Origin of the sequence: Brevibacterium sp. UMB1308A (assembly GCF_030230605.1) — a bacterium.
In the GTDB taxonomy this organism is placed as follows: Bacteria; Actinomycetota; Actinomycetes; order Actinomycetales; family Brevibacteriaceae; genus Brevibacterium.
This window is the reverse complement of sequence record NZ_JASPDO010000001.1, coordinates 129670-144361: the sequence shown is the minus strand read 5'-3', so window position 1 is coordinate 144361 and position 14692 is coordinate 129670. Positions and strand designations below refer to the sequence as shown.

Sequence of the window (14692 nt, the reverse complement as noted above, 5' to 3'; positions counted from 1 at the left end):
ACACGCTCGATCGCAACCAAGTAAGGGCAACATATGGGATTCTTTGACGCTCTCATGGGCCGTAGCAAGCCCAAAAAGCCACAGCTCGACAACCTCTTCGCAGTTCCAGGCGCAGCACTCACACTCGAAGTGTCAACCGACTTCAGGCCCACTGGCGTCGCAGCTGTCGCATTCCGCGCCATGGAGGGTGCCGCAATTGCGCAAGCAGAACGCGAAAGTGTCGACCTCATCAAAATGGACAACGCCACCAGCGTTCGGCAAGAAGCAGACGAATTCGGGTACACGTGGCAAGTGGTACGCGATGAAGACCGTGACATGTCGCGGCTTATGACAAACGTGCACGCCATCAACTCAGCACTCGAAAACCAAGGGTTCGGGCCAATGCTACTGTGCTCTTCCACGTACTTCCGCGACTCAAACGGCCAGAACGCCGCAATCGTGTATTTGTATAAACGAGGAACCTTCTACCCGTTCGTCCAAACGGGCAAAAACGTTCGAGACACGGCTGTAGAGTTCAACCTCAAAGCGGCAATCGGTTCTGATCTTCCCATGGAAAACGACACGTCCAAATGGTCGCCCCTGTGGGACGCTCCCGGGATGACAGACAGTTAACCGCGACCCGAGATCTCGAACTCAACCCCAGCGACACTCACTACATCGCCGATTCTCAGGGTGGCACCTCGGCGGGTATCAACCTGACCGTTCACCGTCACGTCCCCACCCTGGATCATCTCTTTGGCCATAAAGCCGTCCTCAGCGACCCCGTGCAGTTTGAGGGCTTGACCAAGTTTGATGGTGTCGTCGCGAATCTCTAGCTTCTCCATCAGAAGTCAAAGCCTCCGAAGTCGCCGCCACCAAAGTCTCCTCCGAAGTCGCCACCCCCGAAGTCGCTACCGGCATCTGCGCCACCGGCGTCACCATTCATCGCGTCGTTGAAACCGTCCGCGTACGAACCGTCAAAATTATGAGCGCCACCAAACATCATGGCACCCAAGAGCATTCCCGGAAGCAACCCGGAACCCGCATAAGAATTGAAGTACCCCCGGTTATACGCGGCATAAGACGGACCAGCTTCCCAGTAGTTCCGCCGCGTGTAGCCATCTGCCGTTGTGACCTTGCGAGCTGCAGGCTCCGCGCCCACCGCAACACGTTCTGCATCAGCGGCGCACACCGGAACCGGCCGAGGTTGCCCTCCTACGGGTGCCCAATCGACGTTTTCGACACTGGGGCCATGTTGGGGGTTGAAAAAACATGGTGGGGTGCGGGTAGGGAGAGGCTTCCCATCAACGCGCGCCCGCACGCAACTAGCCGCGTACCGGCCGTCTTCGAGTGCTTCCGTGACATGTTTAATCGCGTCCGGATCCTTCACCCGGTCCAATGTTTCTTTTGCCGTCTCATACGCGTTCAAAGCGCGTTGGTAGTCCTGACGACCGCCTTCATCGAGCTCAACACCAGCAGTAATAGTGTCCAAGTACGCGACTTCTTCACCAAACTCAGTCACATCTTCGTGAGCTGTTTTCTTTACTGCTTCTAAAGCTGCCTGCGCACGAGCCTGTTCCTGCTGTCTATTGGATTTTTGGATCATAAACGCGCCTGCAAAAGTCACAGCAAGCACGATAAGAAACACGAAAAGCATTCAAAACCTTTCACGGGGTAAAACCCTTGTTGAGTGCCAACATTATCGCGAATCACTCTGAATACCAGCTGAGTCTCACCGGAAGTCTCGCCTAGTAGCTGACTGCGCCGCCTAGCCCACTAACTCGCTCACGCCCTTAATGATCGTGAGAATTCCGCCCAGCATCGCCAATGACAACATGACCACACGAGAAAGCTGCACCGGAACCTTACGCGCACCGAAATCACCTGCCACCTGACCAGCCAGCAAAGACACAGCCACCGCAACCCACACCTCGGGCGCCAATTGCGGCCACGCCGCCTCTTCCAAAACCAGTTTGCTCGCAACCGAAGCTGCGCCAATCGTGATGAAAACCGGCTGGATTGATGCGGCAAACGCCACCTGTTGCCACCTGGTGAGAACTGCGTACGAACTCAAGAACGGCCCGCCCATGCCGGCCGACGCATTCATGACACCCGAGCCCAGCCCAAACAGGAACGCGTTGCGTGAACAAAACTTGATGGGGTCAAAGATCCGACTCAAATATAGGGACGTCGCAAGCGACCCCACAATCAACACGCCAATGAAAACGTTGAGCCACGACGTCGGCATACTATTGGCCAGCAGAGCACCCGGAAACGTGCCCGCTAAAGCCCCAGCGATGAGCACACCCGACTGCTTCCAATGCACATTGCGCCACGTACGGGAAAAAACAATCACGGACGACACCGCGCCCAGAATATTCACCAGGACAACACCGGGAATCGGGGCCAAGACAAGAACAATAAACGGTCCAGAAACCAGCGCAAATCCCATACCTGCCATCCGCTGTAAAAGAGCGCCCACAAAAGCGGTAGTGCAGATCACAAATATGGCGAGAGTCATTTGCCCACTGTAACCCAATGTGGCCCTCTGCCGTACGGCAGAGGGCCACATTTGAGCTAAGCGACTAGATTAGAAGTCCATGCCGCCCATGCCACCGGTTGGGTCAGCCGGAACCGCAGGAGCTGGTTCAGGCTTGTCAGCCACAACTGCTTCGGTGGTGAGGAACAGACCTGCAATCGATGCAGCGTTCTGCAGTGCCGAACGCGTCACCTTGACAGGGTCGTTAATTCCTTCAGCAAGCAAGTCGACGTATTCGCCGGTTGCTGCGTTGAGGCCGTGGCCGTCTTCCAGACCGCGGACCTTTTCAGCTACAACGCCTGGTTCCAGACCTGCGTTGGTTGCGATCTGCTTGAGAGGTGCGTCAATAGCAACCTTCACAATGTTCGCACCAGTTGCTTCGTCACCTTCCAGTGAGAGCGAGTCAAACGCCTTCTTGCCGGCCTGGATCAGAGCAACACCACCACCGGCGACGATACCTTCGTCAACGGCAGCCTTTGCGTTGCGGACAGCGTCCTCAATGCGGTGCTTACGTTCCTTGAGCTCAACCTCGGTAGCAGCGCCAGCCTTGATAACTGCAACACCGCCAGCGAGCTTCGCCAGACGTTCCTGCAGCTTCTCGCGGTCGTAGTCGGAGTCCGAGTTTTCGATCTCCTGGCGGATCTGAGCTACGCGACCAGCAATTTCGTCGGAGTCTCCGGCACCTTCCACAATGGTGGTTTCGTCCTTGGTGACAACGACCTTGCGTGCGGTACCCAGGAGGTCAAGGGTCGCGTTTTCGAGCTTGAGGCCCACTTCTTCTGCGATGACCTGACCACCGGTGAGGATCGCAATGTCAGCCAGCTGAGCCTTACGACGGTCACCAAAGCCAGGAGCCTTAACAGCAACCGACTTGAAGGTTCCGCGGATCTTGTTCACAACCAGAACTGCAAGTGCTTCACCTTCAACGTCCTCGGCGATGATCAGCAGTGGCTTACCAGACTGCTGGATCTTCTCGAGAACCGGCAGAAGGTCCTTCACGTTCGAGATCTTGGAGTTGACGATCAGGATGTAAGGGTCTTCCAAGACCGTTTCCTGACGTTCAGCGTCAGTGACGAAGTATCCGGAGATGTAGCCCTTGTCGAAGCGCATACCTTCAGTGAGTTCGAGCTCAAGACCAAAGGTGTTGGATTCTTCAACGGTAACAACGCCTTCTTTACCGACCTTGTCGATAGCTTCAGCGATCAGTTCACCGATTGCAGGGTCACCAGCCGAAATACCAGCGGTAGCAGCGATCTGCTCCTTGGTTTCGACGTCCTTAGCGTTTTCAAGAAGAACCGAGGTAACTGCGTCGACAGCCTTTTCGATTCCGCGCTTGAGGCTCAGCGGGTCAGCACCGGCTGCGACGTTGCGCAGACCTTCGCGTACCAGAGCCTGAGCGAGAACGGTAGCGGTAGTAGTTCCGTCACCGGCGATGTCGTCAGTCTTCTTAGCTACTTCCTTAACCAGCTCGGCGCCGATCTTTTCGTACGCGTCTTCGAGCTCGATTTCTTTAGCAATGGAGACACCGTCGTTGGTGATCGTCGGTGCGCCCCACTTCTTTTCCAGCACAACGTTGCGACCGCGAGGTCCCAGCGTCACCTTGACTGCGTCAGCCAGGGTGTTCAAACCAGTCTCGAGGCCACGACGAGCTTCTTCGTCAAATGCAATGAGCTTTGCCATAGTGGCGAGCATCCTCCCTGTGCGGGTGGCTTGTGTTCACGTTGTACAGAGCCCGCGACGGCGGGGTTTACTCAACCGATTCCTTTCTTCGGTTCAACAAACCCTCATCTGCACTCAGTGCTTGCCACGTCTAGATTTAGCACTCTCCACCATCGAGTGCAAATGCAGAGTGCTTTAGGTGCCTGAAATTCTCTTTAGAGTGGTGTAACACCTTCAGCCTGTGGCCCTTTGTCGCCCTGGCCCACATTGAATTCAACCTGCTGGCCTTCTTGCAACGAACGGTACCCATCCATTTGGATCTCCGAGTAGTGCACGAAGATGTCCTGGTCACTGCCGTCAACGGTGATAAATCCGTAGCCCTTTTCAGCGTTGAACCACTTGACCGTTCCCTGCGTCATTATCTTCTCCAGTTGTGTATTGCATCGTTGCGTACGTGTGTAGCACTCCCGATCCTACCGAGCTTTAACGCATGTTTTTGCAGGTCGCAGCGTATTTATGTTGCGCCAGTTCACGCACTCATAAGCGTGCACTCAGAAAACATGAGACCAGAGACGCAAAACAACAATAAAACCGAGATTTTCGACGCAATCACAACGATAAATGCCGATCATCGTATGAAAATGCACAGGAAAATTTTTTCAGCACGGCGTGTACATCAGCAGTACACAACCACAGCGATTATTCGTCGGCGCCAACTTCCTCGCTGTTTTCACTGGCTCCGTCAGTCGCCTCGGCACTGGGCTCATCTGACGCCAAACCCTTTGCAATATCAGAGTTCAGCAACAGCGTGATGTCAGTGCTGTACTTGGAACTAGACTTCACGTCCTCTGCACCAACGACCTCGGCGAGAGCTTGAGCTTCGTCTTTAAAACCGTCCGCGTAGTACACAACTGAAGTAGATGACGAAGACCGCCCACGTTCCGTCTTCACATCCGACCAACCGGCGTCTTCGATCTTCTTTGCAACCGTCTTATCCGCTCCGGTCACGCCTGAAGCGTTGAGAACCTGCACGGTTCCCGAACGCTCCTTCACATTGACCGAAGTCTCCGACGGCTCTGGGGTTGCGGTTTCGCTATTGCCAGGACCAGCGACCTGTTCCTCTGGGTCAACCGCAGAAGATCCAATGATCCGCACCGCCCCGATCACCAAAACAACAGCGACGACCGCCAGAACGGCGATCAGCGAAATCGCCGCTGTCTGACTCATACCACTCGATTGGCGACGGTGCGCTCCTTTACGTCCCGACGGAACGATGGAGTCGAATTCGTCTGGTGGGTACTTGGTCATGTTTTAACGGGCCATCCTCTGTGCTCGATCACGTTGGCGTCCATCGCGGATCCGACGGAGACGTTTGATCAAAATAGGGTCTTGCGCATAGGCATGCGGGTTGTCTAAAAGCGAGTTGAGAATCTGAAAGTATCCGGTCGAACTCAGGTTGAACTGTTCACGAATCGCGTGTTCTTTAACACCGCCAAGGGTGTGCCACTGCCGCTCAAATTCGAGCACCTTCTGCTCGAGTTCGCTTAGCTGTTCAGATTCCATGTCACCTTCCTTCACTGCGCGCTATTCTACCCACCATTACCCTCCCAGCGTTTCAGACACTTCGAGGGAAGCAGAAACGGGAGCGCTGTGCACTCCCGTTTCTATCACGCCGAGGTCGTTCCCACCCGCCTCTCAGAGGGCAGGTGTCCGCGGGTCAGGTTCAGCGAATCGCTACGTTGATCTGCTTGATCTGGGTGAAACCTTCGAGCATGCCTTCCAGTGAGGCCTCACGCCCAAAACCGGAGGTCTTCATGCCACCGTAGGACTGTCCGACCTGCTGGCCACCGCCTTGGTTGACCTGGACCCAGCCGGATTCGATCGCGTTGGCCACCCGCAGTGCGCGGTCGATGTCCTTGGTGAACACGTATGCGGCAAGGCCGTAGTCGGAGTCGTTTGCCATGGCGACGACTTCTTCTTCGGTTTCGAAACGGATCACCGAAAGAACTGGACCAAAGATTTCTTCGCGGCTGGTTTGCCAGTCGTTCTTCGCATTAGCGAACACAACAGGTGCGTGGTAGAAACCAGGTTCCCCGACTTCCAGGGAGTCGCTGCCGTCATATGCGACGTCCACACCTTCCATGGAGCGCCCGATTTCAATGTACTGTGCAATCTGGTTGTACTGCTTTTCGTTGATGACACAGCCGATGTCGGACGACTCATCGCGCGGGTCACCGACCTTCATGCCCTTGATGCGCTCGACGAGCTTGCCCAAGAATTCGTCGTAAATGTCAGCGTGGATGAACAGACGCGACCCCATGGTGCAGGACTGCCCCTGACGTGCAAACCGGGTAGACAGAAGCACTTGGTCCAGAACCTCATCAGACATTGCGTCCGGGAACACAATGTTGGGGCTCTTACCGCCCAACTCCATGGAGGAGTGAGCGAGCCGGGCGCCTGCCACCTCGGCCACGTGGCGACCAACGCCAGTGGAGCCTGTAAACGACACCTTGTCAACGTCTGGGTGCTGGGTCAGGGCTTCACCGATCACCGATCCCTTACCGGTCACAACGTTGAGAGCTCCGGCAGGAAGGATGTCGCCAATAATCTGGGCCATCCGCAGAATGGTGAGCGGTGCGTCTTCGGCACACTTTAGAACGATGGTGTTTCCTGCGGCCAGGGCAGCAGGGGTCTTAAACGCTGCGATCATGAGCGGTGAGTTCCACGGCAGAATACCTGCCACCACGCCGAGAGGCACACGCTTGGTGAACTGCAGCTGGTCTGGCCCGGTTGGCAGGGTGTTGCCTTTCACTTCACCTGCGACTCCACCAAAGTAGCGGAACAGGTCGACCAGAATGTTGGTTTCTGGGCGCGCTTGGGTACGGACTGCGTTCCCGGTGTCCAGGGCAGTGAGCTGAGCAAGGTCTTCAGATGCTTCTGCCAGTGCATCGGCGCACTGGGTGAGTAGCTTCTGGCGTTCTTTGAAGTGCAGCTGCGACCATGCTGGGAAGGCAGCGCGGGCTGCTTTGACGGCCACGTCAGCGTCTTCAGCTTTTCCGTTAGGAACAGTTGCGATGACCTGGTTGCGGTCGATTGGGGTGATGACGTTTGCGCGGCTTCCGTCAACCGCGTCAACCCATTCGCCACCGATGAACATCTTCCAGTCTTGCGCCTGAGGGAAATCAGCCATGTCGATCCTTTCGTTGGATACACCTCCCAGCCAGCATAGCGATACTGCGTGACGCTCGACACATCAGTCCATGGTCTGTCACATGCAAAAATCGCACATCGACTGTGCGCCCTGCACTAGGCTCGAGGTTATGGCTCTGACTGACATCATGGCCCCCGACTGGGCCCACGCGATGGAACCTGTTGCAGACAAGATTGCGCACATGGGCGACTTTTTGCGCGCTGAGATTGCCCAAGGTCGCGGATACCTTCCTGCAGGCAACGCTGTTTTCCGCGCGTTTGAAGAGCCTTTGGCCAATGTCAAGGTCCTTATTGTGGGACAAGACCCATACCCCACAGTGGGCCATCCCATTGGGTTGTCGTTCGCTGTGAACCCTGACGTGCGCCCACTCCCCCGTTCGCTTGCCAACATTTACCGCGAACTATCCGACGACCTCGGCGTTGAACCTGCCCCGCACGGTGACTTGCGGGCGTGGCAGCGCCAGGGGGTGATGCTTCTCAACCGGGTTCTTACGGTGTCGCCGGGTAGCCCTGGGTCGCACAGGGGCGCGGGTTGGGAGGACATCACGGATCACGCGATCCGGGTTTTAGCCCGCCGAGGTGGTCCGCTGGTTGCGATTCTGTGGGGCAGGCAAGCGCAGGCGTTGGCGCGAGAGCTTGGCGATGTTCCCAGGATTGAGTCAGCACATCCGTCGCCCTTGTCAGCTTCTCGCGGTTTTTTTGGGTCGAAGCCGTTTAGTCGTGCGAACCAGATTCTGCGAGATCAGGGTTCTGAGCCTGTTGTTTGGCGTTTACCCGACGCTTCATAAACGGGCGCACAATAAAGTCGCCCAGAATCGCCCCCACGCCTATCGCAGCATTTGCTGTCAACGCCGCAAACAGAGCGGACAAACCGTTTGCGAGGCTCACAGCTTCTTCTGGTTCCACAATTTTGTACACCGATGAGAAGATCGACAGGCCCTGGAGCAGCGGGAAAATTGTAGGGATCATCAGCACAATGACTGGCGCACCGCGCTTAAAAGCGGCTGGGCGGCACAGGAATCCGACCACTGTTGATGCGACGAAACACGCCAGAATGTTTCCCACGCCCAGCACCATGAGCCCAACGAGGATCACGAATCCGATCAGCCCAATAACCCCGGCAACCACAACGGTTCGTTTGGCAGCTTGATAGCCAATCGCGCCACACGCGGCAACGAGAAAAGCAGCGAAGAGGGCAACGATTGTTGTGAGAGCGTCGATCCCACCGGAGCGGACGATGACGTCAATTTCACGCAGTTGGAGCAAGCGCCCAATGTACAGACCTGCGGCAATTCCAGACACGATTCCCGCAAATGACATGAACAGTGTGACTGACCTTCCCGCTGCCGTGAGCGGGAAGTCCGTCAGTGCGTCCTGGACAGCAGAAATCAGGCTCACCGTGGGGAGCAACAGGACGATTCCCCCGGCGACCATGTACTGCGGACTTGCGATCAGGCCAAATGAGTAGGTCACCATCGCCACGAGAGTCGCCACTGTGGACTGCGCCATGATGACGAAAAAGGGCGGAACGTTAACGCGATAGAGAACTTTTCCGAACCAGTCAGAAGCGACAGCAATCGCAAAACCCAGAATTGAGGCGACACCGTTGCCACCCACGAGGTTGATGAAGCACATGACCAGCACGCCCCACGCAAGCGTCACGACCCATTCGGCGTACGGCCGTTTCTGGTTTCGGATTGCGTCGATCCGGGAACGTGCTTCTTCGTAGTCGATCTTCCCGTTGGCCATTTCAGCGACGAGCGAATGCACCGAGGACAGTTTGGCAAAGTGCAAGGACAGCGCCCGCACCACGCGCATGACTGTGAGGAGTTTGCCGTCGGGGTCGGAGTAGTGAACCGTCAGCGAAGTAGCTGTGAGGTCAACTTCAGCGTTGGGTAGTCCCATGGCTGAACAGGTCGCAATAACAGCGAGCTCAGTTTCAGCACTCGACGCCCCTGCGCGCAACATGATCGCACCCAGGTCTACCGCGAGATCCAAAATGAGACGAGCCTCAGCTTCGGTTTTAGCGCGAGCTTCGACGGGCTCCTGGTAGGGCGTCCCTTTGAGCATGGCAACAATGGGGACCGGCTGGGTGGGCGGCGAAGGGTCGGAGACGATCTTTTCAACCGTGCGGCGGGCTATGTCCTCTGCACGTTTGCGGGTGGATTTACGTAGAGGCGCCGAGGTGGTTGCCAGGAGTTTCCGGGCCCGCGACTTACGTTCGGGTTGCGGAACAGGCTGGGTTTTCAACGCTGACTGCGGAAGAGCCGCTCCACGCGTTGTTGGTTGAGTTGTTGGCTTCTGCTCGCTCACGCCCACGCCACACTTTCTGCACCCGAGGAACGCAATGAATGCGTGAGTCTCATAAGTTGCAGACGGTGCGCGTTCACTGTGCTCCTTTCGTGGATTGGCGGGGTGTGTGAGCGTCTTCGTCTCAGATCGTACACTCCTACGTTACTCGCTAACTGAGCGAGGCCTACACACCTGGTGGGCATCGCGTGAGGGTCGCCTGTGAGGAGGGCAAGGGAAGCTCGGTATGGCTGAAAAGTCGTATTATGAGGGCACGGAACGCACCCCAACAGGTCGAAGGAAACATGTCAGATCCCACCCGTGACCCTGCATCACACGAAGTAGAACCGCAAGCCGATCTCATCCACCGCTATGCGGCCTTGGGGGATTCATTTACAGAAGGCCTCATGGACGGTGAGGGCGATGCATTTAAAGGGTGGGCCGACCGTTTCGCAATCGCGTTAAGCGACAGCCCGCTGTCGACTCCGGAATTGCGGTACGCGAATTTGGCGGTACGGGGAAAAGTGCTCCACCAAGTCGTAGACGTGCAGCTGACGTTTGCGCTTGACACTAAACCTGATCTGGTGTCATTTGTCGCCGGTGGTAACGACTGTATGCGGCCAGGCGCCAAGGTTGATGAGCTCGCGTCGGTTATTGAGAACTCGATCGTCGCCCTCCGCAGGGAGGGTATCCAGGTTCTCATGGGCAACGGGTATGACACCTCGGCAGCGTCACCTCTTTTACGCGCCTTGCGGTCCCGCGTTGCCATCTACAACTCGCATCTGTGGACCATTTCCCAGCGTCACGGGTGCTACATGTTAGACCTGTGGGGAACGCGAAGGCTCTACCGACCCCAGATGTGGGCCGAAGATCGAATTCACTTGAGCAGCGAAGGGCACGCTGTGGTAGCGGAAAAAGCGTTGTCGACCCTGCTGAATCGTTCCGCTGAGAAGAGCGGTTTCAAAATTCCTAAACAGCCAGCAAAACCCGTGCGTGAAAGGATCGCACACGAAGCCTTGTGGGTTCGCGAGCACTTTGTGCCGTGGGTTGGTAGGCGGATTCAGGGCGTGAGCTCTGGAGACTCAGTCACTCCTAAATACCCTGACTACGTTCCGGTTTCCCAGATCCGGTAGGCGCAAAAGCGACGCGCTCGGGACGCCCCTACGCGCCACCGAGGGCGTCTTGCAGTGGCCCGGAGACAAAGTACAGCACGAACATACCGGCTGTCAGGTACATGAGTGGGTGAACGTCCCGGTACTTTCCGCGCGCCACCTTCATCACCACGAAGGTGACGAATCCCGCCCCAATGCCGTTCGTGATGGAATACGAAAACGGCATGAGAACGATCGTGAGGAACGCCGGGATTGCGATTTCGGGATTGGCCCAGTCGATCTTGACCACTTGTTGCATCATGAGGAAGCCCACGAGCACCAGGGTGGGTGCGGCCGCCTCGGACGGGATCACTGAGGCCAGTGGTGACAGCACGATGGTCGCTAAGAAAAGCACACCGGTCACCACATTTGCCAGCCCGGTGCGGGCACCGTCCCCGGCACCCACGGTTGACTCGATGAATCCGGAGTTCGCCGAGGTAGCCCCCAGCCCACCGCCGATCGCGCCTATCGCATCGGCGACCATGATCCGTTTGGAGTGCGGGATCTGCCCGTGTTCATTCGCAAGGCCACTTGTGTTTGCCACGGCCATCATGGTGCCCAGGAGGTCAAAGAAGTTGGTGAGGAGCAGCGTGAAAACGATGAGCACTCCCGTAATGATGCCCACGGAGCTGAAGGAGCCCAGCAGGTTGAAGTGACCCAGAGTCGAAAGGTCTGGGAGGCTCAGCCACTCTTGGTCAAGCGTGGGGACGGTGAGTTGCCACCCGTTCGGGTTGACGACTTCGCCACCGGATACTTTGGGGCCGGGCTTAAAGATGGCCTCGACAATGAGCGCGAGCACGGTGGCACCCAGAATCGACACAAGGATCGCCGAACGCACTTTTTTGCTGTGCAACACAAACAGCACGAAGAGCGTGACGATGAACACCAGCATGGGCCAGCCCACGAGGTAGCCGTTGTTGCCCAGTTGCAGTGCGTTGCCGCCGGCGTTGGCGATAAAACCAGCATTGATCATTCCGATCAGCGCGATGAACATTCCAATACCAACCGAAATAGAAGTTTTCAGTTGGTCTGGAACGGCGTTGAAGATCGCTTGCCGGAATCCTGTGAGAACCAGGATCAGAAGAATAATGCCTTCAATGACCACGAGCCCCATTGCGTCGGCCCAGGTCATCCCCGGAATCACGACAATTCCAAAGGTAATAAAAGCGCTCATACCCAGTGATGACGACACCGCCATGGGGAAGTTACCGATCAGCCCCATGAGGATTGTCAGAACACCGGATATGAGCGAGGTGGCAGCCGCGATCGCTGCGAAGTTTGGTTCGGTTCCCCCGCCCAGGAACTTGCCGGTGGAATCGGCGGCGGCTCCAATAATAAGCGGGTTGAGCACAACAATGTAGCTCATTGCAAAGAACGTGGAGAGTCCTCCACGCACTTCGCGACCTACCGTTGACCCGCGAGCAGAGATCTCAAAAAATCGGTCAAGCGCTTCGCGGGCCAACGTCCCTCCTAGAGTCCAGTGAAACAGTCACTGGATCAGTTTAATGTGATCTACGACTCTGGGTTGTACGGAGGGAGGTCGGGAAGGTTGTCAGAGTAGTTCTCCCACTTTTGGCGGGCTTCCTTCCGCGTCCGAGGTGCGGCCTTCTCAGCGTTTTCGTTGGCTTCGCGTACTGCGTTGACCTGCAGGAGCGTGGTGCGGATTTCTTCGCTCAGGTTGCCCAACTGCCCTGGGTTGTTAGGGAGGAGGAGCACGTTGGAGCGCCCGTTGCGTGCCACGTCCTGCATGGTGTCGAAGTACTGGGTCATGAGCAGAAGTTGTTCTGCGGTCTCTTCAATACCCACCTCGCGCAGAAGTTCGTACTGTTCAGCAATACCAGTTGCGATCGCTTTACGCTGAGCTGCGATACCCACACCTTGGAGGCGCTTGGACTCAGCTTCGGCTTCTGCCTGTGTGACGAGCTTGATCTTGTCAGCTTCGGCGAGGGCCTGGGCTGCTTCACGGTCACGCTGTGCCGCGTTAATGGAGTTCATCGAGTCACGCACACGGGAGTCTGGCGAGATGTCCGTGACCAGCGTGTTCACGATGCGGAATCCGTAACGGGCCATGGATTCGGACAGACGCTGTTCGACGCTGTAGGCAATGTCATCTTTGGATTCGAATGCGGAGTCCAGGGTCAGAGTTGAAAGCGCTGAGCGCACGGTGTCGAACACGTACGACCGAATCTGCTCTTCTGGGTTGGCCAGGCTGTAGTAGGCTTCACGCACCGATTCGGGGCTCACCACGTATTGCACAGCCACTGGCACCATAACGAACACGTTGTCTTGGGTTTTCGTTTCAATGTTGACTTCCAGCTGCTGGACGCGCAATGAAACGGGTTTTGTTGTGGTTTCAATGAACGGCATCTTAGTGTTTAACCCTGCGTTGCACACCTTCTTGAACCGCCCAAAGCGTTCAACGATGACGGCTTCCTGAGTACGCACGGTAAAGAAAATGCTAGTGCGAAGACCACCAAAAAGAAGAACCGCAATAACGATGATGAAAATTACGAAGACAACGAGTGCTGTCCCCAATCCTTCAAGCAATCCCATGTGAGTCGGGCCTTTCGTGTTTGTGTGATTCTTCTACTTATCCTAACGATTCAGCCCTCTGATCTAGGGATTAACCATGTGCCGGTTCTGTAACGACTCAACGGCTCACGCACGGGTTATAAGGCCACGCGTTCATTTCAGGAACACAGAAGCCCTTCACCAGGGAGGGTGTTTCTGGTGAAGGGCGATGTGAGCCCCCTGTCGGATTCGAACCGACGACCCTCCGCTTACAAGGCGGATGCTCTGGCCAACTGAGCTAAGGAGGCACTGCTTCAGACCTAGCTGATCTGAAGCCAATTCAGTCTAGCCGAATACCGGCACCAAAGTCACATTTGGTTGCTTACCCGGCTTAGTTCTTCTTTTCGCCACCGATCTGGCCGGACGCTTCAAGCAAGGTCCGTCCAAACGCTTGCGGGTTCGCCCACACCTTGGGTTCTACGTCCTCGCCGTTGACCTGAACGCGCGGAGTTCCCTGCAGGTCGCGGTCTTGTGCAGTCTTGGTGGCCTGTTGAACGTACTTCTCAAACGCTGTGTTCGTCACGCAGTCGCGCACACTTGGCTGTTCGTCAAGCGCGGTAGTCTTAGCGTCCAGATCGACTTCGGCTTTCTTGAGAATGTCGAGAATCTGGTCGTCTTCCATGCCGTTTCCGCCTTCTTCGGGCTGCTGCGCGAAGAATCCTTGCAGAACACCTACCAGTTTGTCGTCGTTCTTCGCATCCGCAGCGCACATGAACGCGTTGGCAGCGCGGGTCGAGAACTTGTTTCCGCCCGAAGCTCCGTCGAGGATCGAAACCGGGTGGTACGTAACAGTGATGTCGCCACTTTCTATGAGTTTCGCGAGGCTGGCACCGTTGGCGTCTTCAAAGTTCTTGCACGCAGGGCACTGGAAGTCCAAATACACGTCGACATGTGCAGCGTCGTCCTTCTGTTTACCGGTGTCATATGCCGGCAGTCCCTCGGGGACGTTTTCTTTATCCGACGGGTGAGCAACGGCGACGTCGCCGTTGTCGCCCTTCGCCAAAGTAATTCCACCATTGACCATGGAGACCGGACCAACCGCAGGACGCGATGACTGAACGATCAGCACAACAATCACTGCAATAACAGCGATAACGACGATGCCGATCCCCGACCACAGGATGGTCTTGGCACGCTTTTCTCTGTTGGCCTGAGCTTGCGCAATCTGACGAGCTTTTTCACGCGCAGCTTGCCTGCGTTCAACTTGGTCTTTGGCCATTTTTCCTCTTCTACGGTTTCACCCAAGAGCACTCGCTTGCTCTTGGGCACATTATCACAACGGTTGAAGACACAA

At 56.4% G+C, this 14692-nt stretch carries 15 protein-coding genes and 1 tRNA gene; 3 read left to right on the top strand and 13 right to left on the bottom strand.

What is annotated here, in order from left to right; genetic code table 11:
• Positions 1-33 precede the first annotated feature (33 nt).
• Entirely contained in the window at positions 34-612 is a 579-nt protein-coding gene (gene pspAB, locus QP868_RS00685) for a PspA-associated protein PspAB (RefSeq protein ID WP_284924581.1), read from the top strand.
• Here the strand turns inward: pspAB and QP868_RS00680 are convergent.
• From QP868_RS00680 to QP868_RS00645, 8 genes are all read right to left on the bottom strand, one after another.
• Entirely contained in the window at positions 609-824 is a 216-nt protein-coding gene (locus QP868_RS00680) for an RNA-binding S4 domain-containing protein (RefSeq protein WP_005881860.1), read from the bottom strand. The genes pspAB and QP868_RS00680 overlap by 4 nt on opposite strands.
• Entirely contained in the window at positions 824-1636 is an 813-nt protein-coding gene (locus tag QP868_RS00675; protein WP_284924580.1) for a hypothetical protein, read from the bottom strand. Before QP868_RS00675 ends, QP868_RS00680 begins: the two co-directional genes overlap by 1 nt.
• 111 nt (positions 1637-1747) lie before the next feature.
• Positions 1748-2500 (bottom strand): sulfite exporter TauE/SafE family protein, encoded by a 753-nt coding sequence (locus QP868_RS00670; RefSeq protein WP_284924579.1) that lies wholly within the window; start codon positions 2498-2500, stop codon positions 1748-1750.
• A 69-nt stretch (positions 2501-2569) separates the two neighbouring features.
• On the bottom strand, positions 2570-4198 hold the full coding sequence (groL, locus tag QP868_RS00665) for a chaperonin GroEL (protein ID WP_040347628.1): 1629 nt from the start codon (positions 4196-4198) through the stop codon (positions 2570-2572).
• A gap of 194 nt (positions 4199-4392) precedes the next feature.
• Positions 4393-4596 carry a cold-shock protein gene (locus tag QP868_RS00660; protein ID WP_005881851.1) on the bottom strand — a complete coding sequence of 68 codons (204 nt, stop codon included), beginning with the start codon at positions 4594-4596 and terminating at the stop codon, positions 4393-4395.
• A 280-nt stretch (positions 4597-4876) separates the two neighbouring features.
• Positions 4877-5485 (bottom strand): LytR C-terminal domain-containing protein, encoded by a 609-nt coding sequence (locus tag QP868_RS00655; protein ID WP_284924578.1) that lies wholly within the window; start codon positions 5483-5485, stop codon positions 4877-4879.
• A 3-nt stretch (positions 5486-5488) separates the two neighbouring features.
• Positions 5489-5740, bottom strand: coding sequence for a DUF3263 domain-containing protein (locus tag QP868_RS00650; RefSeq protein WP_005881847.1), 252 nt, complete (start codon positions 5738-5740; stop codon positions 5489-5491).
• Positions 5741-5900: 160 nt separating this feature from the next.
• Positions 5901-7367, bottom strand: coding sequence for an aldehyde dehydrogenase family protein (locus tag QP868_RS00645; RefSeq protein WP_284924577.1), 1467 nt, complete (start codon positions 7365-7367; stop codon positions 5901-5903).
• A 130-nt stretch (positions 7368-7497) separates the two neighbouring features.
• Here QP868_RS00645 and QP868_RS00640 point away from each other — a divergent pair, with 130 nt between their 5' ends.
• Entirely contained in the window at positions 7498-8175 is a 678-nt protein-coding gene (locus tag QP868_RS00640; RefSeq protein ID WP_284924576.1) for a uracil-DNA glycosylase, read from the top strand.
• On the opposite strand, the gene QP868_RS00635 is transcribed toward QP868_RS00640, so the two are convergent.
• Complete coding sequence (locus QP868_RS00635; protein WP_284924575.1) at positions 8102-9700, bottom strand: threonine/serine exporter family protein; 1599 nt, start codon at positions 9698-9700, stop codon at positions 8102-8104. The genes QP868_RS00640 and QP868_RS00635 overlap by 74 nt on opposite strands.
• Before the next feature lie 281 nt (positions 9701-9981).
• Between QP868_RS00635 and QP868_RS00630 the strand changes: the two genes are divergently transcribed.
• Complete coding sequence (locus tag QP868_RS00630) at positions 9982-10809, top strand: SGNH/GDSL hydrolase family protein (protein ID WP_284924574.1); 828 nt, start codon at positions 9982-9984, stop codon at positions 10807-10809.
• A gap of 28 nt (positions 10810-10837) precedes the next feature.
• On the opposite strand, the gene QP868_RS00625 is transcribed toward QP868_RS00630, so the two are convergent.
• From QP868_RS00625 to QP868_RS00610, 4 genes are all read right to left on the bottom strand, one after another.
• Positions 10838-12289, bottom strand: coding sequence for an NCS2 family permease (locus tag QP868_RS00625; protein WP_284924573.1), 1452 nt, complete (start codon positions 12287-12289; stop codon positions 10838-10840).
• Between the two features lie 50 nt (positions 12290-12339).
• Complete coding sequence (locus QP868_RS00620; RefSeq protein ID WP_284924572.1) at positions 12340-13380, bottom strand: SPFH domain-containing protein; 1041 nt, start codon at positions 13378-13380, stop codon at positions 12340-12342.
• Between the two features lie 192 nt (positions 13381-13572).
• Positions 13573-13646: transfer RNA gene (locus QP868_RS00615), tRNA-Thr, on the bottom strand.
• A gap of 83 nt (positions 13647-13729) precedes the next feature.
• A complete protein-coding gene (locus QP868_RS00610; RefSeq protein ID WP_284924571.1) occupies positions 13730-14617 on the bottom strand; it encodes a DsbA family protein in 888 nt (295 codons plus the stop codon).
• Positions 14618-14692: the final 75 nt, after the last annotated feature.

Excerpts from the sequence above, each read along its gene's own strand:
- pspAB (WP_284924581.1), top strand. The coding sequence starts at position 34 with ATGGGATTCTTTGACGCTCTCATGGGCCGTAGCAAGCCCAAAAAGCCA.
- QP868_RS00680 (WP_005881860.1), bottom strand. The coding sequence starts at position 824 with ATGGAGAAGCTAGAGATTCGCGACGACACCATCAAACTTGGTCAAGCC.
- QP868_RS00675 (WP_284924580.1), bottom strand. The coding sequence starts at position 1,636 with ATGCTTTTCGTGTTTCTTATCGTGCTTGCTGTGACTTTTGCAGGCGCG.
- QP868_RS00670 (WP_284924579.1), bottom strand. The coding sequence starts at position 2,500 with ATGACTCTCGCCATATTTGTGATCTGCACTACCGCTTTTGTGGGCGCT.
- groL (WP_040347628.1), bottom strand. The coding sequence starts at position 4,198 with ATGGCAAAGCTCATTGCATTTGACGAAGAAGCTCGTCGTGGCCTCGAG.
- QP868_RS00660 (WP_005881851.1), bottom strand. The coding sequence starts at position 4,596 with ATGACGCAGGGAACGGTCAAGTGGTTCAACGCTGAAAAGGGCTACGGA.
- QP868_RS00655 (WP_284924578.1), bottom strand. The coding sequence starts at position 5,485 with ATGACCAAGTACCCACCAGACGAATTCGACTCCATCGTTCCGTCGGGA.
- QP868_RS00650 (WP_005881847.1), bottom strand. The coding sequence starts at position 5,740 with ATGGAATCTGAACAGCTAAGCGAACTCGAGCAGAAGGTGCTCGAATTT.
- QP868_RS00645 (WP_284924577.1), bottom strand. The coding sequence starts at position 7,367 with ATGGCTGATTTCCCTCAGGCGCAAGACTGGAAGATGTTCATCGGTGGC.
- QP868_RS00640 (WP_284924576.1), top strand. The coding sequence starts at position 7,498 with ATGGCTCTGACTGACATCATGGCCCCCGACTGGGCCCACGCGATGGAA.
- QP868_RS00630 (WP_284924574.1), top strand. The coding sequence starts at position 9,982 with ATGTCAGATCCCACCCGTGACCCTGCATCACACGAAGTAGAACCGCAA.
- QP868_RS00620 (WP_284924572.1), bottom strand. The coding sequence starts at position 13,380 with ATGGGATTGCTTGAAGGATTGGGGACAGCACTCGTTGTCTTCGTAATT.
- QP868_RS00610 (WP_284924571.1), bottom strand. The coding sequence starts at position 14,617 with ATGGCCAAAGACCAAGTTGAACGCAGGCAAGCTGCGCGTGAAAAAGCT.